Source organism: Enterobacter chuandaensis, from assembly GCF_003594915.1.
Taxonomy (GTDB): domain Bacteria; phylum Pseudomonadota; class Gammaproteobacteria; order Enterobacterales; family Enterobacteriaceae; genus Enterobacter; species Enterobacter chuandaensis.
Map to the genome: position 1 here is coordinate 15778 of NZ_QZCS01000013.1, position 15609 is coordinate 31386.

15 protein-coding genes are annotated in these 15609 nt (G+C 52.7%); all 15 read left to right on the top strand.

Features of this window, described 5'->3' with window-relative positions; all coding sequences use genetic code 11:
• Positions 1-114 precede the first annotated feature (114 nt).
• A complete protein-coding gene (gene mnmG / locus D5066_RS17645) occupies positions 115-2004 on the top strand; it encodes a tRNA uridine-5-carboxymethylaminomethyl(34) synthesis enzyme MnmG (RefSeq protein WP_119916693.1) in 1890 nt (629 codons plus the stop codon).
• Between the two features lie 107 nt (positions 2005-2111).
• Positions 2112-2735, top strand: a complete 624-nt coding sequence (gene rsmG / locus D5066_RS17650) for a 16S rRNA (guanine(527)-N(7))-methyltransferase RsmG (RefSeq protein ID WP_013099403.1) — start codon at positions 2112-2114, stop codon at positions 2733-2735.
• Between the two features lie 616 nt (positions 2736-3351).
• Positions 3352-3732, top strand: a complete 381-nt coding sequence (gene atpI / locus D5066_RS17655; protein ID WP_008500194.1) for a F0F1 ATP synthase subunit I — start codon at positions 3352-3354, stop codon at positions 3730-3732.
• 8 nt (positions 3733-3740) lie between these two features.
• Positions 3741-4556 (top strand): F0F1 ATP synthase subunit A, encoded by an 816-nt coding sequence (atpB, locus tag D5066_RS17660; RefSeq protein ID WP_014881883.1) that lies wholly within the window; start codon positions 3741-3743, stop codon positions 4554-4556.
• A 49-nt stretch (positions 4557-4605) separates the two neighbouring features.
• On the top strand, positions 4606-4845 hold the full coding sequence (gene atpE / locus D5066_RS17665) for a F0F1 ATP synthase subunit C (RefSeq protein ID WP_000429386.1): 240 nt from the start codon (positions 4606-4608) through the stop codon (positions 4843-4845).
• 48 nt (positions 4846-4893) lie between these two features.
• Positions 4894-5364 (top strand): F0F1 ATP synthase subunit B, encoded by a 471-nt coding sequence (gene atpF, locus D5066_RS17670; RefSeq protein WP_003862370.1) that lies wholly within the window; start codon positions 4894-4896, stop codon positions 5362-5364.
• Between the two features lie 14 nt (positions 5365-5378).
• A complete protein-coding gene (gene atpH / locus D5066_RS17675; RefSeq protein WP_003862369.1) occupies positions 5379-5912 on the top strand; it encodes a F0F1 ATP synthase subunit delta in 534 nt (177 codons plus the stop codon).
• A gap of 12 nt (positions 5913-5924) precedes the next feature.
• Positions 5925-7466 carry a F0F1 ATP synthase subunit alpha gene (atpA, locus tag D5066_RS17680; protein WP_080329736.1) on the top strand — a complete coding sequence of 514 codons (1542 nt, stop codon included), beginning with the start codon at positions 5925-5927 and terminating at the stop codon, positions 7464-7466.
• Positions 7467-7517: 51 nt separating this feature from the next.
• Positions 7518-8381: a F0F1 ATP synthase subunit gamma gene (atpG, locus tag D5066_RS17685; protein WP_032673476.1), complete on the top strand. Its 864-nt coding sequence runs from the start codon at positions 7518-7520 to the stop codon at positions 8379-8381.
• Between the two features lie 31 nt (positions 8382-8412).
• The gene (gene atpD / locus D5066_RS17690; RefSeq protein WP_003862362.1) at positions 8413-9795 is read left to right on the top strand and encodes a F0F1 ATP synthase subunit beta; all 1383 of its coding nucleotides are present in this window, start codon (positions 8413-8415) and stop codon (positions 9793-9795) included.
• Positions 9796-9815: 20 nt separating this feature from the next.
• A complete protein-coding gene (locus D5066_RS17695) occupies positions 9816-10235 on the top strand; it encodes a F0F1 ATP synthase subunit epsilon (RefSeq protein WP_006177560.1) in 420 nt (139 codons plus the stop codon).
• 138 nt (positions 10236-10373) lie between these two features.
• Positions 10374-11744 carry a bifunctional UDP-N-acetylglucosamine diphosphorylase/glucosamine-1-phosphate N-acetyltransferase GlmU gene (gene glmU / locus D5066_RS17700; RefSeq protein WP_119916694.1) on the top strand — a complete coding sequence of 457 codons (1371 nt, stop codon included), beginning with the start codon at positions 10374-10376 and terminating at the stop codon, positions 11742-11744.
• Between the two features lie 241 nt (positions 11745-11985).
• Positions 11986-13815, top strand: a complete 1830-nt coding sequence (gene glmS / locus D5066_RS17705) for a glutamine--fructose-6-phosphate transaminase (isomerizing) (RefSeq protein ID WP_119916696.1) — start codon at positions 11986-11988, stop codon at positions 13813-13815.
• A 443-nt stretch (positions 13816-14258) separates the two neighbouring features.
• Positions 14259-14840, top strand: coding sequence for a chaperone-usher fimbrial major subunit (locus tag D5066_RS17710; RefSeq protein WP_119916698.1), 582 nt, complete (start codon positions 14259-14261; stop codon positions 14838-14840).
• 69 nt (positions 14841-14909) lie between these two features.
• Positions 14910-15596 (top strand): fimbrial chaperone, encoded by a 687-nt coding sequence (locus tag D5066_RS17715; protein ID WP_119916699.1) that lies wholly within the window; start codon positions 14910-14912, stop codon positions 15594-15596.
• The last annotated feature ends 13 nt before the right edge of the window (positions 15597-15609 follow it).

The following is a 15609-nucleotide window of genomic DNA, read 5'->3' on the forward strand; positions in this document are numbered from 1 at the left end:
TCTTCTTTTTAATAGCCCAGGATCCCAGTGCTTTCTCGAAAGACTAAAGTTGAGTAGAATCCACGGCCCGGGCTTCAATCCATTTTCATACCGCTTTACGCGAGGCAGACCACCATGTTTTATCAGGATCCTTTTGACGTCATCATCATTGGCGGGGGTCACGCAGGCACTGAGGCCGCAATGGCCGCAGCGCGAATGGGTCAGCAGACCCTGCTTTTGACACACAATATCGACACGCTGGGACAAATGTCCTGTAATCCGGCGATTGGCGGCATTGGGAAAGGACACCTGGTAAAAGAAGTGGATGCACTTGGCGGCCTGATGGCGAAAGCGATCGATCATGCAGGTATCCAGTTTAGGATACTAAACGCAAGTAAAGGCCCCGCAGTCCGCGCCACCCGTGCGCAGGCAGACCGCGTGCTTTACCGCCAGGCCGTGCGCACTGCGCTAGAGAACCAGCCAAACTTGATGATCTTCCAGCAGGCGGTTGAAGATCTCATCGTTGAAAACGATCGCGTTGTCGGCGCAGTCACCCAGATGGGGCTCAAATTCCGCGCGAAAGCGGTGGTGCTGACCGTGGGTACATTCCTGGACGGCAAAATTCATATCGGTCTGGATAACTACAGCGGTGGCCGTGCTGGCGATCCGCCGTCTATTCCGCTGTCTCGTCGCCTGCGTGAACTGCCGCTGCGCGTCAGCCGTCTGAAAACCGGTACACCGCCGCGTATTGATGCGCGCACCATTGATTTCAGCGTGCTGGCCCAACAGCACGGTGATAACCCAATGCCGGTCTTCTCGTTCATGGGCAACGCTGCGCAACATCCGCAGCAGGTACCGTGCTACATCACGCATACCAACGAAAAAACCCATGACGTGATCCGCAATAACCTCGATCGCAGCCCAATGTACGCTGGCGTGATCGAAGGGATCGGCCCACGCTACTGCCCGTCGATCGAAGACAAAGTGATGCGCTTTGCCGATCGTAACCAGCACCAGATCTTCCTCGAGCCGGAAGGGCTGACCTCGAACGAAATTTATCCGAACGGCATCTCCACCAGCCTGCCGTTTGACGTGCAGATGCAAATTGTTCGCTCAATGCAGGGGATGGAGAATGCGAAAATCGTTCGCCCTGGCTACGCTATTGAGTACGATTTCTTCGACCCGCGTGACCTGAAGCCGACGCTGGAGAGCAAGTTCATCCACGGTCTGTTCTTCGCTGGCCAGATTAACGGCACCACTGGCTACGAAGAAGCCGCAGCGCAGGGTCTGCTTGCCGGTCTGAACGCTGCCCGCTTCTCTGCCGAGAAAGAGGGCTGGGCGCCATCGCGTTCTCAGGCCTATCTGGGCGTGCTGGTTGACGATCTCTGTACCCTGGGCACCAAAGAACCGTACCGTATGTTTACCTCTCGCGCGGAATATCGCCTGATGCTGCGCGAAGACAACGCCGACCTGCGCCTGACCGAGATGGGCCGCGAACTGGGTCTGGTGGACGACGAACGCTGGGCGCGCTTCAACGAGAAGCTGGAACGCATTGAACAGGAGCGTCAGCGCCTGAAAACCACCTGGGTGAATCCACAGGCGGAAACCGCTGCCGAAGTGAACGCTCACTTAACTGCGCCACTGTCGCGTGAAGCCAGCGGTGAAGATCTGCTGCGTCGTCCGGAAGTGACCTATGAGAATCTGGTGAAACTCACCGCGTTCGCCCCGGGTCTTGAAGACGCGGAAGCCGCTGAACAGGTCGAAATTCAGGTGAAGTACGAAGGTTACATCGCGCGTCAGCAGGATGAGATCGAAAAACAGCAGCGCAACGAAAACACGCTGCTGCCGGAAATGCTGGACTACCGTCAGGTAACGGGCCTTTCCAACGAAGTGATCGCCAAGCTGAACGATCACAAACCGGTGTCGATCGGCCAGGCTTCACGTATCTCCGGCGTTACCCCAGCAGCGATTTCGATTCTGCTGGTGTGGCTGAAAAAGCAGGGCATGCTGCGCCGCAGCGCGTAATATGTGTAATTCGCCCGGTGGCGCTGCGCTTACCGGGCCTACAGAACTCCGTAGGGCGGGTTAGCGAAGCGCCACCCGCCACTTAAGTCTCTCAACAGGTATTCACCGTGCTCAATAAACTCTCTCGTCTGCTGGATCAGGCAGGTATTTCGCTCACCGATCACCAGAAAAATCAGCTGGTGGCCTATGTCGATATGCTGAACAAATGGAATAAAGCGTACAACCTCACCTCCGTACGCGACCCCAACGAGATGCTGATTCGCCATATTCTCGATAGCATTGTGGTTGCGCCGTACCTGAACGGTGAGCGCTTTATCGATGTGGGCACGGGTCCTGGCCTGCCGGGTATTCCCCTGTCAATTGTCCGCCCGGAAAGCCATTTCACGCTGCTGGATAGCCTTGGCAAGCGCGTGCGTTTTTTGCGCCAGGTACAGCATGAGCTGAAGCTTGAGAACATCACGCCTGTGCAAAGCAGGGTAGAGGAGTTTCCGGCAGAGCCACCGTTCGACGGGGTTATCAGCCGTGCGTTTGCTTCGCTTAATGACATGGTGAGCTGGTGTAAGCACTTACCGGCAGAGAATGGCCGTTTTTATGCGCTGAAAGGGCAGTTGCCCGGCGATGAAATTGAACAGCTTCCGGACGGTTTTGCCGTCGAGTCCATTGAGAAATTACAGATTCCTCAGCTCGAAGGCGAACGTCATCTGGTGATAATTAAGCCAAACAATTTTTAAAAAATTAATAAAAAATGTGGAATTTGTGCTGTTCTGTCAGTGTTAAAAAACAGCACAACACAACGGATTTCGCCGGAGAGAATTTAACCGTGTTTTTACTAAGGGTTTTCTAATGGTTAACTTCCTCACCATTGTTCACCCTGAAGATAATCAACCACGAAAATATCAGCCTGCTAAAAGTGGAAAGCAGCAACCAGAATGCAATGTTAAATATTTATTAAGAATGTCAATAAAAGGTTTTTATTGTATACGGGGCTGTTTTGAAAATAGTTGCGACATTTTATCTTTATTTTCAGAAAGATGAAATTAAGCGATTTACGAGTTTGATAAATACAACCTTATCGCAAATGTGTGTTTTGTGATCTCGTGCACGCTTTGTAGTCAACGTTTTCGCGCTGTTTGCAGTTTTGCTCGAAGGTCGATGCTTTCTACGAAAGTTAAAAAATAGCGGCGGGGAAAAATATTTAAACATTTATTCACCTTTTCGCTACTTAATGTTTGAAATCACGGGTACGCACCGTATAATTTGTCCGCTTTTTGATGCTTGACTCTGAGCCTTAAAGGACGTTTTATACGACACGCGGCATACCTCGAAGGGAGCAGGAGTAAAAACGTGATGTCTGTGTCGCTCTTGAGTAGAAACGTTGCTCGTAAGCTTCTGTTCATTCAGTTTCTGGCTGTGATAGCAAGTGGACTGCTGTTTAGCCTCAAAGACCCCTTCTGGGGCATCTCCGCCGTGTGCGGAGGTTTGGCGGTTGTGCTGCCAAACGTGTTGTTTATGATTTTTGCCTGGCGTCATCAGGCGCATACACCCGCCAAAGGCCGCGTGGCCTGGTCCTTCGCTCTCGGCGAAGTGTGTAAGGTGTTGCTGACCTTTGCTCTACTGGTGATGGCGCTGGCGGTTTTGAAAGTGGTATTCATGCCGCTGATAGCAACGTGGGTTTTGGTGCTGGTGGTACAAGTTCTGGCTCCAGCTGTAATCAATAACAAAGGGTAAAAGGCATCATGGCTTCAGAAAATATGACGCCGCAGGATTACATAGGTCACCATCTGAATAACCTTCAGCTGGACCTGCGTACATTCTCGCTGGTGGATCCACATAACCCCCCGGCCACCTTCTGGACGATCAACATCGACTCCATGTTCTTCTCGGTGGTTTTGGGTCTTCTGTTCCTGGCCATGTTCCGCAGCGTTGCTAAAAAGGCGACCAGCGGTGTTCCAGGGAAATTCCAGACGTTCGTTGAGATGATCATCGGCTTCGTCCATGGCAGCGTGAAAGACATGTACCATGGTAAGAGCAAGCTGATTGCTCCGCTGGCCCTGACCGTGTTCGTTTGGGTCTTCCTGATGAACCTGATGGACCTGCTGCCAATTGACCTGCTGCCGTTCATCGGCGAGCACATCTTCGGCCTGCCTGCGCTGCGTGTTGTACCGTCTGCGGACGTGAACATCACCCTGTCGATGGCGCTGGGCGTGTTTATCCTGATTCTTTTCTACAGCATCAAAATGAAAGGCGTAAGCGGCTTTGTGAAAGAGCTTACCTTGCAGCCGTTCAACCACTGGGCGTTTATTCCGGTCAACCTGATCCTGGAAGGCGTTAGCCTGCTGTCCAAACCTGTTTCACTGGGTCTGCGACTGTTCGGCAACATGTATGCGGGTGAGCTGATTTTCATTCTGATCGCGGGTCTTCTGCCGTGGTGGTCACAGTGGATTCTGAATGTGCCGTGGGCCATTTTCCACATCCTGATCATTACGCTGCAAGCCTTTATCTTCATGGTTCTGACGATCGTCTATCTGTCGATGGCGTCTGAAGAGCACTGATTTTTTACCAACACTACTACGTTTTAATTGAAACAAACTGGAGACTGTCATGGAAAACCTGAATATGGATCTGCTGTACATGGCTGCCGCTGTGATGATGGGTCTGGCGGCTATCGGTGCTGCGATCGGTATCGGCATCCTCGGAGGTAAATTCCTGGAAGGCGCAGCGCGTCAACCTGATCTGATTCCTCTGCTGCGTACTCAGTTCTTTATCGTTATGGGTCTGGTGGATGCAATCCCAATGATCGCTGTAGGTCTGGGTCTGTACGTGATGTTTGCTGTCGCGTAGTAGTTGTTTTAAAACCCCAAGCCACAGAAATTTAAGAGGTATTGTGCTGTGAACATGAACGCAACAATCCTCGGCCAGGCCATCGCGTTTATTCTCTTTGTCTGGTTCTGCATGAAGTATGTATGGCCGCCTTTAATGGCTGCCATCGAAAAACGTCAGAAAGAAATTGCTGACGGTCTGGCTTCCGCAGAACGCGCTAAGAAAGATTTGGACCTTGCACAGGCCAACGCGACAGACCAGCTGAAAAAAGCGAAAGCTGAAGCTCAGGTAATCATTGAACAGGCTAACAAGCGCCGTTCTCAGATCCTGGACGAAGCCAAAGCTGAAGCAGAACAGGAACGTACTAAGATCGTGACACAGGCTCAGGCTGAAATTGAAGCTGAGCGTAAACGTGCTCGTGAAGAACTGCGTAAGCAGGTTGCGATTCTGGCTGTTGCTGGCGCCGAGAAGATCATCGAACGTTCCGTGGATGAAGCTGCTAACAGCGACATCGTGGACAAACTTGTCGCTGAACTGTAAGGAGGGAGGGGCTGATGTCTGAATTTGTTACGGTAGCTCGCCCCTACGCCAAAGCAGCTTTTGACTTTGCTGTCGAACACCAAAATGTCGATCGCTGGCAGAACATGCTGGCGTTTGCCGCTGAGGTGACGAAAAACGAACAAATGGCCGAGTTGCTTTCTGGTGCGTTAGCACCTGAAACCCTCGCCGCGTCGTTTATCGCCGTGTGCGGAGAGCAACTGGATGCCAACGGCCAGAACCTGATTAAGGTGATGGCAGAAAATGGTCGTCTCCGTGTGCTCCCGGATGTTCTCGAGCAGTTTGAGCACTTACGTGCCCTTAGTGAAGCAACTGCAGAAGTCGAAGTGACTTCCGCGACTGAACTGAGTGACGAACAGCTTGCGAAAATCACCGCCGCGATGGAAAAACGTCTGTCACGCAAAGTTAAGCTGAATTGCAAAATCGATAAGTCTGTAATGGCAGGCGTAATCATCCGTTCGGGTGATATGGTCATTGATGGCAGCGTACGCGGCCGTCTTGAGCGCCTTGCAGACGTCTTGCAGTCTTAAGGGGACTGGAGCATGCAACTGAATTCCACCGAAATCAGCGAACTGATCAAGCAGCGCATTGCTCAGTTCAGTGTTGTGAGTGAAGCTCACAACGAAGGTACTATTGTTTCTGTAAGTGACGGTGTTATCCGCATCCACGGCCTGGCCGATTGTATGCAGGGTGAGATGATTTCCCTGCCGGGTAACCGTTACGCTATCGCACTGAACCTGGAGCGCGACTCCGTAGGTGCAGTTGTGATGGGTCCATACGCTGACCTCGCCGAAGGCATGAAGGTTAAGTGTACTGGCCGTATTCTGGAAGTGCCGGTTGGCCGTGGCCTGCTGGGTCGCGTTGTTAACACCCTGGGTGCGCCAATCGACGGTAAAGGTCCGGTTGAGCACGATGGCTTCTCCCCAATCGAAGTTATCGCACCAGGCGTTATCGACCGTCAGTCCGTTGATCAGCCAGTGCAGACTGGTTATAAGTCCGTTGACGCCATGATCCCAATCGGTCGTGGTCAGCGTGAACTGATCATCGGTGACCGTCAGACCGGTAAAACTGCGATGGCAATCGACGCCATCATCAACCAGCGCGATTCCGGCATCAAATGTGTGTACGTGGCTATCGGCCAGAAAGCGTCCACCATTTCTAACGTGGTTCGTAAACTGGAAGAGCACGGCGCGCTGGCTAACACCATCGTTGTTGTGGCTACCGCTTCTGAATCCGCTGCACTGCAATACCTGGCGCCATACGCCGGTTGCGCAATGGGCGAATACTTCCGTGACCGCGGTGAAGATGCGCTGATCGTATACGATGACCTGTCTAAACAGGCTGTTGCTTATCGTCAGGTTTCCCTGCTGCTCCGTCGTCCACCAGGACGTGAAGCGTTCCCTGGCGACGTATTCTACCTCCACTCTCGTCTGCTGGAGCGTGCTTCCCGCGTTAACGCGGAATACGTCGAGAACTTCACCAAAGGTGAAGTGAAGGGTAAAACAGGTTCTCTGACCGCGTTGCCGATCATTGAAACCCAGGCGGGTGACGTTTCTGCGTTCGTTCCGACCAACGTAATCTCCATTACCGATGGTCAGATCTTCCTGGAAACCAACCTGTTTAACTCCGGTATTCGTCCGGCGGTTAACCCGGGTATCTCCGTATCCCGTGTAGGTGGTGCTGCTCAGACCAAGATCATCAAGAAACTGTCCGGTGGTATCCGTACCGCGCTGGCACAGTATCGTGAACTGGCTGCGTTCTCTCAGTTCGCATCCGATCTTGACGAAGCAACCCGTAAACAGCTGAGCCACGGTCAGAAAGTGACCGAGCTGCTGAAGCAGAAACAGTACGCACCAATGTCTGTTGCTCAGCAGGGCCTGGTACTGTTCGCGGCTGAACGCGGTTACCTCGAAGATGTGGAACTGGCGAAAATCGGTAGCTTCGAAGCCGCTCTGCTGGCTTACGTCGACCGTGATCACGCTCCGCTGATGCAAGAGATCAACCAGACCGGTGGCTATAACGACGAAATCGAAGGCAAGCTGAAAGCTATCCTCGATTCCTTCAAAGCAACCCAATCCTGGTAATCGTCCGGCGGCTTGTCTCAGGGCAAGCCGCCTGGCATTGAGGAGAAGCTCATGGCCGGCGCAAAAGAGATACGTAGTAAGATCGCAAGCGTCCAGAACACGCAAAAGATCACTAAAGCGATGGAGATGGTCGCCGCTTCCAAAATGCGTAAATCGCAGGATCGCATGGCGGCCAGCCGTCCTTATGCAGAGACCATGCGCAAAGTGATTGGTCACCTTGCAAACGGTAATCTGGAATATAAGCACCCTTACCTGGAAGAACGCGACGTTAAGCGCGTGGGCTACCTGGTGGTGTCGACTGACCGTGGTCTGTGTGGCGGCTTGAACATTAACCTGTTCAAAAAACTGCTGGCGGATATGAAAGCATGGTCCGATAAAGGCGTTCAGTGCGATCTGGCACTGATTGGCTCTAAAGGCGTCTCTTTCTTTAACTCCGTTGGTGGCAATATTGTCGCTCAGGTGACCGGTATGGGTGATAACCCGTCCCTGTCCGAACTGATCGGCCCGGTTAAAGTGATGTTGCAGGCCTACGATGAAGGCCGTCTGGACAGACTGTACGTTGTCAGCAACAAATTTATTAACACCATGTCTCAGGTTCCAACGCTCACGCAGATGCTGCCGTTACCGGCATCAGAAGATGACGAGCTGAAGCAGAAAGCCTGGGATTACCTGTATGAACCCGATCCGAAACCGCTGCTGGATACCCTGCTGCGTCGTTACGTTGAATCTCAGGTTTATCAGGGCGTTGTAGAAAACCTGGCCAGCGAGCAGGCCGCACGAATGGTGGCGATGAAAGCCGCGACCGATAATGGCGGCAGCCTGATTAAAGAGCTGCAGTTGGTTTACAACAAAGCTCGTCAGGCCAGCATTACTCAGGAACTCACCGAGATCGTCTCGGGGGCCGCCGCGGTTTAACCAGGTTTACGAATTACGTAGAGGATTCAAGATGGCTACTGGAAAGATTGTCCAGGTAATCGGCGCCGTGGTGGACGTCGAGTTCCCTCAGGACGCCGTACCACGCGTGTACGACGCGCTTGAGGTACAGAATGGTAACGAGAGCCTGGTGCTGGAAGTTCAGCAGCAGCTCGGCGGCGGTATCGTGCGTACCATCGCCATGGGTTCTTCCGACGGTCTGCGTCGTGGTCTGGAAGTTAAAGACCTTGAGCACCCGATCGAAGTCCCGGTAGGTAAAGCAACACTGGGTCGTATCATGAACGTATTGGGTCAGCCAATCGACATGAAAGGCGACATCGGTGAAGAAGAGCGTTGGGCTATCCACCGCGCGGCACCTTCCTACGAAGAGCTGTCCAGCTCTCAGGAACTGCTGGAAACCGGTATCAAAGTTATCGACCTGATGTGTCCGTTCGCGAAGGGCGGTAAAGTTGGTCTGTTCGGTGGTGCGGGTGTAGGTAAAACCGTAAACATGATGGAGCTGATCCGTAACATCGCGATCGAGCACTCCGGTTACTCCGTGTTTGCGGGCGTAGGTGAACGTACTCGTGAGGGTAACGACTTCTACCACGAAATGACCGACTCCAACGTTCTGGACAAAGTATCCCTGGTTTACGGCCAGATGAACGAGCCACCAGGAAACCGTCTGCGCGTTGCGCTGACCGGTCTGACGATGGCTGAGAAGTTCCGTGACGAAGGCCGTGACGTTCTGCTGTTCGTTGATAACATCTACCGTTACACCCTGGCCGGTACGGAAGTATCTGCACTGCTGGGTCGTATGCCTTCAGCGGTAGGCTACCAGCCGACCCTGGCGGAAGAGATGGGTGTTCTTCAGGAACGTATCACCTCTACCAAAACCGGTTCTATCACCTCCGTTCAGGCGGTATACGTACCTGCGGATGACTTGACTGACCCATCTCCTGCCACCACCTTTGCTCACTTAGATGCAACCGTGGTACTGAGCCGTCAGATCGCGTCTCTGGGTATCTACCCGGCCGTTGACCCGCTGGACTCCACCAGCCGTCAGCTGGATCCACTGGTTGTTGGTCAGGAACACTACGACACCGCGCGTGGCGTACAGTCCCTGCTGCAGCGTTACCAGGAACTGAAAGACATCATCGCGATCCTGGGTATGGATGAACTGTCTGAAGAAGACAAACTGGTGGTAGCACGTGCGCGTAAGATCCAGCGCTTCCTGTCCCAGCCGTTCTTCGTTGCGGAAGTATTCACCGGTTCTCCAGGTAAATACGTTTCCCTGAAAGACACCATCCGTGGCTTTAAAGGCATCATGGAAGGCGAATACGATCACCTGCCAGAGCAGGCGTTCTACATGGTTGGTTCCATCGAAGAAGCCGTGGAAAAAGCCAAAAAACTTTAACGCCTTAATCGGAGGGTGATATGGCAATGACTTACCACCTGGACGTCGTCAGCGCAGAGCAACAAATGTTCTCTGGTCTGGTCGAGAAAATCCAGGTAACGGGCAGTGAAGGTGAACTGGGGATTTTCCCGGGTCACGCACCGCTGCTCACCGCCATTAAGCCTGGTATGATCCGCATCGTTAAACAGTTCGGTCATGAAGAGTTTATCTATCTGTCCGGCGGCATTCTTGAAGTGCAGCCTGGCAGTGTGACCGTTCTGGCCGATACCGCTATTCGTGGCCAGGATCTCGACGAAGCGCGAGCCCTGGAATCGAAGCGTAAGGCTGAAGAGCACATTAGCAGCTCTCATGGTGACGTGGATTACGCTCAGGCGTCTGCGGAGCTGGCCAAAGCGATCGCGAAACTGCGCGTTATCGAGTTGACCAAAAAAGCGATGTAACACCGGCTTGAAAAGCACAAAAGCCAGTCTGGATACCAGGCTGGCTTTTTTTTTGGCGCTTAATTCATGATAAAAAAGATGTAGAATTTTAAGCATCAAACGTTTTTACTTCTCACTCAAACTACCGTCAGGATGCGTATGTCAAACAGTGCGATGAGCGTGGTGATCCTTGCCGCAGGCAAAGGTACCCGCATGTATTCCGATTTGCCAAAAGTGCTCCACACGCTGGCAGGAAAGCCAATGGTGCAGCATGTCATTGATGCCGCGAATGAACTGGGTGCTCGTCAGGTTCACCTGGTCTACGGCCACGGTGGCGATCTGCTGAAAAAGACGCTGAGCGATGACGCGCTCAACTGGGTGCTTCAGGCTGAACAGCTGGGTACCGGTCATGCGATGCAGCAGGCTGCGCCGTTCTTTGCCGATGACGAAGACATTCTGATGCTTTACGGCGACGTTCCGCTGATCTCCGTTGAAACGCTGACTCGCCTGCGTGCGGCCAAGCCGCAGGGCGGCATCGGCTTATTAACCGTTGTGCTGGACGATCCAACGGGCTATGGCCGTATCACACGTGAAAACGGCAACGTCACGGGTATTGTTGAGCACAAAGATGCCAGCGACGAACAGCGTCAGATTCAGGAGATCAACACCGGCATCCTGATTGCCAACGGCGCGGACATGAAGCGCTGGCTCTCTCAGCTCAACAACAACAACGCGCAGGGTGAGTACTACATCACCGACATCATTGCGATGGCGTACCATGAAGGGCGTAAAATTGCCGCCGTTCATCCGGCGCGTATCAGCGAAACGGACGGCGTGAATAACCGCCTGCAGCTTTCCCGTCTTGAGCGTATTTATCAGTCCGAGCAGGCCGAAAAGCTGCTGCTGGCGGGCGTGATGCTGCGCGATCCGGCGCGTTTCGATCTGCGTGGCACCTTGTCTCACGGGCGTGACGTTGAAATTGATACTAACGTTATCGTTGAAGGCAACGTGACGCTGGGCAACCGCGTCAAAATTGGCACCGGCTGCGTGATTAAAAACAGCGTCATCGGTGACGACTGCGAAATCAGCCCGTACAGCGTGGTAGAAGATGCCCGTCTGGATGCCGCCTGTACCATCGGGCCGTTTGCGCGTCTGCGCCCGGGCGCTGAGCTGCTGGAAGGCGCGCACGTGGGCAACTTCGTGGAAATGAAAAAAGCGCGTCTGGGTAAAGGCTCGAAAGCCGGTCATCTGACTTATCTGGGCGATGCGGAGATTGGCGACAACGTGAACATTGGTGCAGGAACCATTACCTGTAACTATGACGGCGCCAATAAATTTAAAACCATCATCGGTGATGATGTGTTCGTTGGTTCGGACACGCAGCTGGTGGCGCCTGTTACCGTGGGTAACGGGGTGACCATTGCCGCTGGCACAACCGTCACGCGCGATGTAGCCGAGAACGCGTTGGTGTTAAGCCGCGTGCCGCAGGTCAGCAAGCAGGGCTGGAAACGCCCGGTGAAGAAAAAGTAACAATAATATACCCCCCTCACCCTGACCCTCTCCCCCTGGGGGGAGAGGGGAACTGAACGGTGCGGTTTTCACCCTTTCCCCTATGGGGAGAGGGCTGGGGTGAGGGGATAATATAATCCTCCCCCCACAGGCAGTACCCATAACTATAACCCCACTCTCTACAAGGCTCGGGGTGCCCGGAAAGGGCAAATACAGGTCAGCGACAACGCATGGCATAACGCCATAATCAGGAAATCTAACTATGTGTGGAATTGTTGGCGCAGTTGCGCAGCGTGATATTGCTGAAATCCTTCTCGAAGGTTTACGTCGTCTGGAATACCGTGGTTACGACTCTGCCGGTCTGGCTGTCGTGGATGCAGAAGGTCACATGACCCGCCTGCGTCGTCTCGGTAAAGTGCAAATGCTGGCTCAGGCCGCGGAAGAACATCCGCTGCACGGTGGTACCGGTATCGCGCACACCCGCTGGGCGACGCACGGCGAACCGTCTGAAGGTAACGCGCACCCGCATGTGTCTGAATACATCGTGGTGGTGCATAACGGCATTATCGAAAACCACGAACCGCTGCGCGAAGAACTGAAAGCGCGCGGCTATACCTTCGTCTCTGAAACCGATACCGAAGTGATTGCTCACCTGGTGCACTGGGAGCTGGCACAGGGCGGTACGCTGCGTGAAGCCGTGCTGCGCGCTATCCCTCAGCTGCGCGGTGCGTACGGTACAGTGATCATGGATTCCCGCGACCCGTCTACCCTGCTGGCCGCGCGTTCCGGTAGCCCGATGGTGATCGGTCTGGGCATGGGTGAAAACTTTATCGCCTCCGATCAGCTGGCGCTCCTGCCTGTTACCCGTCGCTTTATCTTCCTGGAAGAGGGGGATATCGCGGAAGTGACTCGCCGCAGCGTGACCGTCTTCAATACCAAAGGCGAGCAGGTGAAACGCCAGGAGATCGAATCGAACCTGCAGTACGACACGGGCGACAAAGGCGCTTACCGTCACTACATGCAGAAAGAGATCTACGAGCAGCCAAACGCCATCAAAAACACCCTGACCGGGCGCATCAGCCACGGTGAAGTGGATCTGAGCGAGCTGGGCGCAAACGCCAACGAACTGCTCAGCAAAGTTGAGCATATTCAGATCGTGGCCTGCGGCACCTCCTACAACTCCGGTATGGTCTCTCGCTACTGGTTTGAGTCCCTGGCGGGCGTGCCGTGCGATGTGGAAATCGCGTCTGAGTTCCGCTACCGCAAGTCTGCGGTGCGTCGTAACAGCCTGATGATTACCCTTTCCCAGTCCGGCGAAACGGCGGATACGCTGGCAGCGCTGCGTCTGTCTAAAGAACTGGGTTATCTGGGCTCGCTGGCCATCTGTAACGTTCCGGGCTCATCCCTGGTGCGTGAATCCGATCTGGCGCTGATGACCAAAGCGGGTACTGAAATCGGCGTGGCCTCTACCAAAGCGTTTACCACTCAGCTGACCGTTCTGCTGATGCTGGTGGCGAAGCTGGCGCGTCTGAAAGGCGAAGATGCTTCCGTTGAGCACGACATCGTTCATGGCCTGCAGGCCCTGCCGAGCCGTATTGAGCAGATGCTGTCTCAGGACAAACGCATTGAAGCGCTGGCGGAAGATTTCTCTGACAAACATCACGCCCTGTTCCTGGGTCGTGGCGATCAGTATCCAATTGCGCTGGAAGGCGCACTGAAGCTGAAAGAGATCTCTTACATCCACGCTGAAGCCTATGCGGCGGGTGAGCTGAAACACGGCCCGCTGGCGCTGATTGATGCAGATATGCCGGTTATCGTTGTGGCACCGAACAACGAACTGCTGGAAAAACTGAAATCCAATATCGAAGAAGTGCGCGCCCGCGGCGGCGTACTGTACGTCTTCGCGGATAAAGATGCCGGTTTCGCCAGCAGCGACAACATGCACATCATCGAGATGCCGCATGTGGAAGAGGTGATTGCACCAATCTTCTACACCGTTCCGCTGCAGCTGCTGGCCTATCACGTGGCGCTGATCAAAGGCACCGACGTTGACCAGCCGCGTAACCTGGCGAAATCCGTTACCGTAGAATAATCCCTTCTGTTAATGGCTACACGACGTGTAGCCATTTTTTCCTTACTTTTTTCTCATCAGCTTTCTCTTTGCTATCAATCATCTTATTCTGACGTATTTCGTTACTTTATTGTGTGAATAATGAACGAGATTGCGTCTAAGCATTAGTATTCGCTATTTTGATCACTAAACGATCAGCTTTTATTAACGTAATCCTAAAAATGGTTTGTTTATAAAAGATGTGTCCTTTTTATGTGTATACTGAAAAGAAATATTGATGGTTTAACTAAAATAATATTATATTTGTTTTTCTCTATTATTATTCCACCTATGGTTCGTCATTATTCCATTATTTTAAATCCCCCCCTTGAAGATCATTCTTCCCGAAGAGTATTATTTCATCGCATTTGGGATGGCGTTGTCTTTATGATAAACGCAATAGTGATTTAATTAATGGAGTTATCATGAAAAATAATGGAATTACGGTGGCGATTGCACTTGCATCGGCGTTAATGGCAGGACAAGCATTTGCTGCGGATGGAACGGTTCATTTCCGCGGAGAGGTTATTGATTCAACGTGTGAAGTGACGCCTGATACCGCCGATCAGACGGTGAATATCGGCCGCGTTGCCAAAACGACGTTCTCCGGCATTGACTCAACGGCGTCAGTAAAAGATTTCCATATTAAACTGGAGAAATGCCCTGCAACCTATACTCAGGCAGCGGTTCGTTTCGACGGAACAGAAGATAAAGACACCATCGGCAAAGGTTATTTGTCTATTGGCACGCCTGTTAACGGTGAAGCGGGTACTGACGGTATTTACACCGGCGAAGGTGAAGCCGTTACGGCTACCGGCGTTGCAATCAAGCTCTTCAATCTGAACGATGATACGGCGATCCCGCTGTACAATAATTCAAATTATGTTGCTATCACCGATGGCAAAGCGGACATGGGCTTCAAAGCGAAGTTTGTGCAGACGCTGGCTACGGTTACGCCGGGTACAGCGAACGCGGATTCCCAGTTCACCATTGAATACCTGAAATAATCTTCAGCTGTTCGCCGGGAGCCTGTTTTATCCTTTTGCAGGCTCCACCACAGGATGTGAGGATAACTGATGTATCTACGGCGTTTGTTGACTCTGTTCATCATGCTCTCTTTTTCATTTTTAACACCCTTGTCGTCGGCTGGCGTCATTATTGGCGGAACCCGCGTTATTTATAGTAGCGATAAATCCGATGCGACAATTAGCATAAAAAATAACGAAGCGACCACGCCTTATCTCATACAGACGTGGGTCGATCCTTTTAAAGGCGATACAGCGTCGAATAAACCTCCTTTTACCGTTATTCCTCCAGTTTCAAGGCTGGAGGCCGGGCAGGAGAAAATATTGCGCATCATGAAAGTGAAGGGCGAACTGCCTCACGATCGGGAATCGTTGTTCTGGCTCAACATCAAAAATATTCCTCCGTCCAGTTCAAACCCTAATTCGCTCGAAATTGCCATTAAGACGCGGATAAAACTTTTTTGGCGTCCGGCGACCCTGAATATCACGCCTGAACGCGCTGCGGCGAAGGTTAAATGGCGTGTCCAAAACCGACAGCTCGTGATTGAAAATCCGAGCCCGCTACATATTAACGTTATGAATGTCACCGTCGATAAAAAAGACGTTCCCTTAAACATCATTCCCCCTTTTGACACCGTGCGTTTGCCGCTTCCGGAAGGGATTAACGGCCACGCGCTGGACTGGCGTTTCGTTAACGATTTTGGGGCGATCAGTCAGGAAATTCACGTCACGCTGTAAACATAGGGATGTT

Coding starts and splice junctions, on each gene's coding strand:
- mnmG (WP_119916693.1), top strand. CDS start 115: ATGTTTTATCAGGATCCTTTTGACGTCATCATCATTGGCGGGGGTCAC.
- atpI (WP_008500194.1), top strand. CDS start 3,352: ATGTCTGTGTCGCTCTTGAGTAGAAACGTTGCTCGTAAGCTTCTGTTC.
- atpB (WP_014881883.1), top strand. CDS start 3,741: ATGGCTTCAGAAAATATGACGCCGCAGGATTACATAGGTCACCATCTG.
- atpE (WP_000429386.1), top strand. CDS start 4,606: ATGGAAAACCTGAATATGGATCTGCTGTACATGGCTGCCGCTGTGATG.
- atpH (WP_003862369.1), top strand. CDS start 5,379: ATGTCTGAATTTGTTACGGTAGCTCGCCCCTACGCCAAAGCAGCTTTT.
- atpA (WP_080329736.1), top strand. CDS start 5,925: ATGCAACTGAATTCCACCGAAATCAGCGAACTGATCAAGCAGCGCATT.
- atpG (WP_032673476.1), top strand. CDS start 7,518: ATGGCCGGCGCAAAAGAGATACGTAGTAAGATCGCAAGCGTCCAGAAC.
- atpD (WP_003862362.1), top strand. CDS start 8,413: ATGGCTACTGGAAAGATTGTCCAGGTAATCGGCGCCGTGGTGGACGTC.
- D5066_RS17695 (WP_006177560.1), top strand. CDS start 9,816: ATGGCAATGACTTACCACCTGGACGTCGTCAGCGCAGAGCAACAAATG.
- glmU (WP_119916694.1), top strand. CDS start 10,374: ATGTCAAACAGTGCGATGAGCGTGGTGATCCTTGCCGCAGGCAAAGGT.
- glmS (WP_119916696.1), top strand. CDS start 11,986: ATGTGTGGAATTGTTGGCGCAGTTGCGCAGCGTGATATTGCTGAAATC.
- D5066_RS17710 (WP_119916698.1), top strand. CDS start 14,259: ATGAAAAATAATGGAATTACGGTGGCGATTGCACTTGCATCGGCGTTA.
- D5066_RS17715 (WP_119916699.1), top strand. CDS start 14,910: ATGTATCTACGGCGTTTGTTGACTCTGTTCATCATGCTCTCTTTTTCA.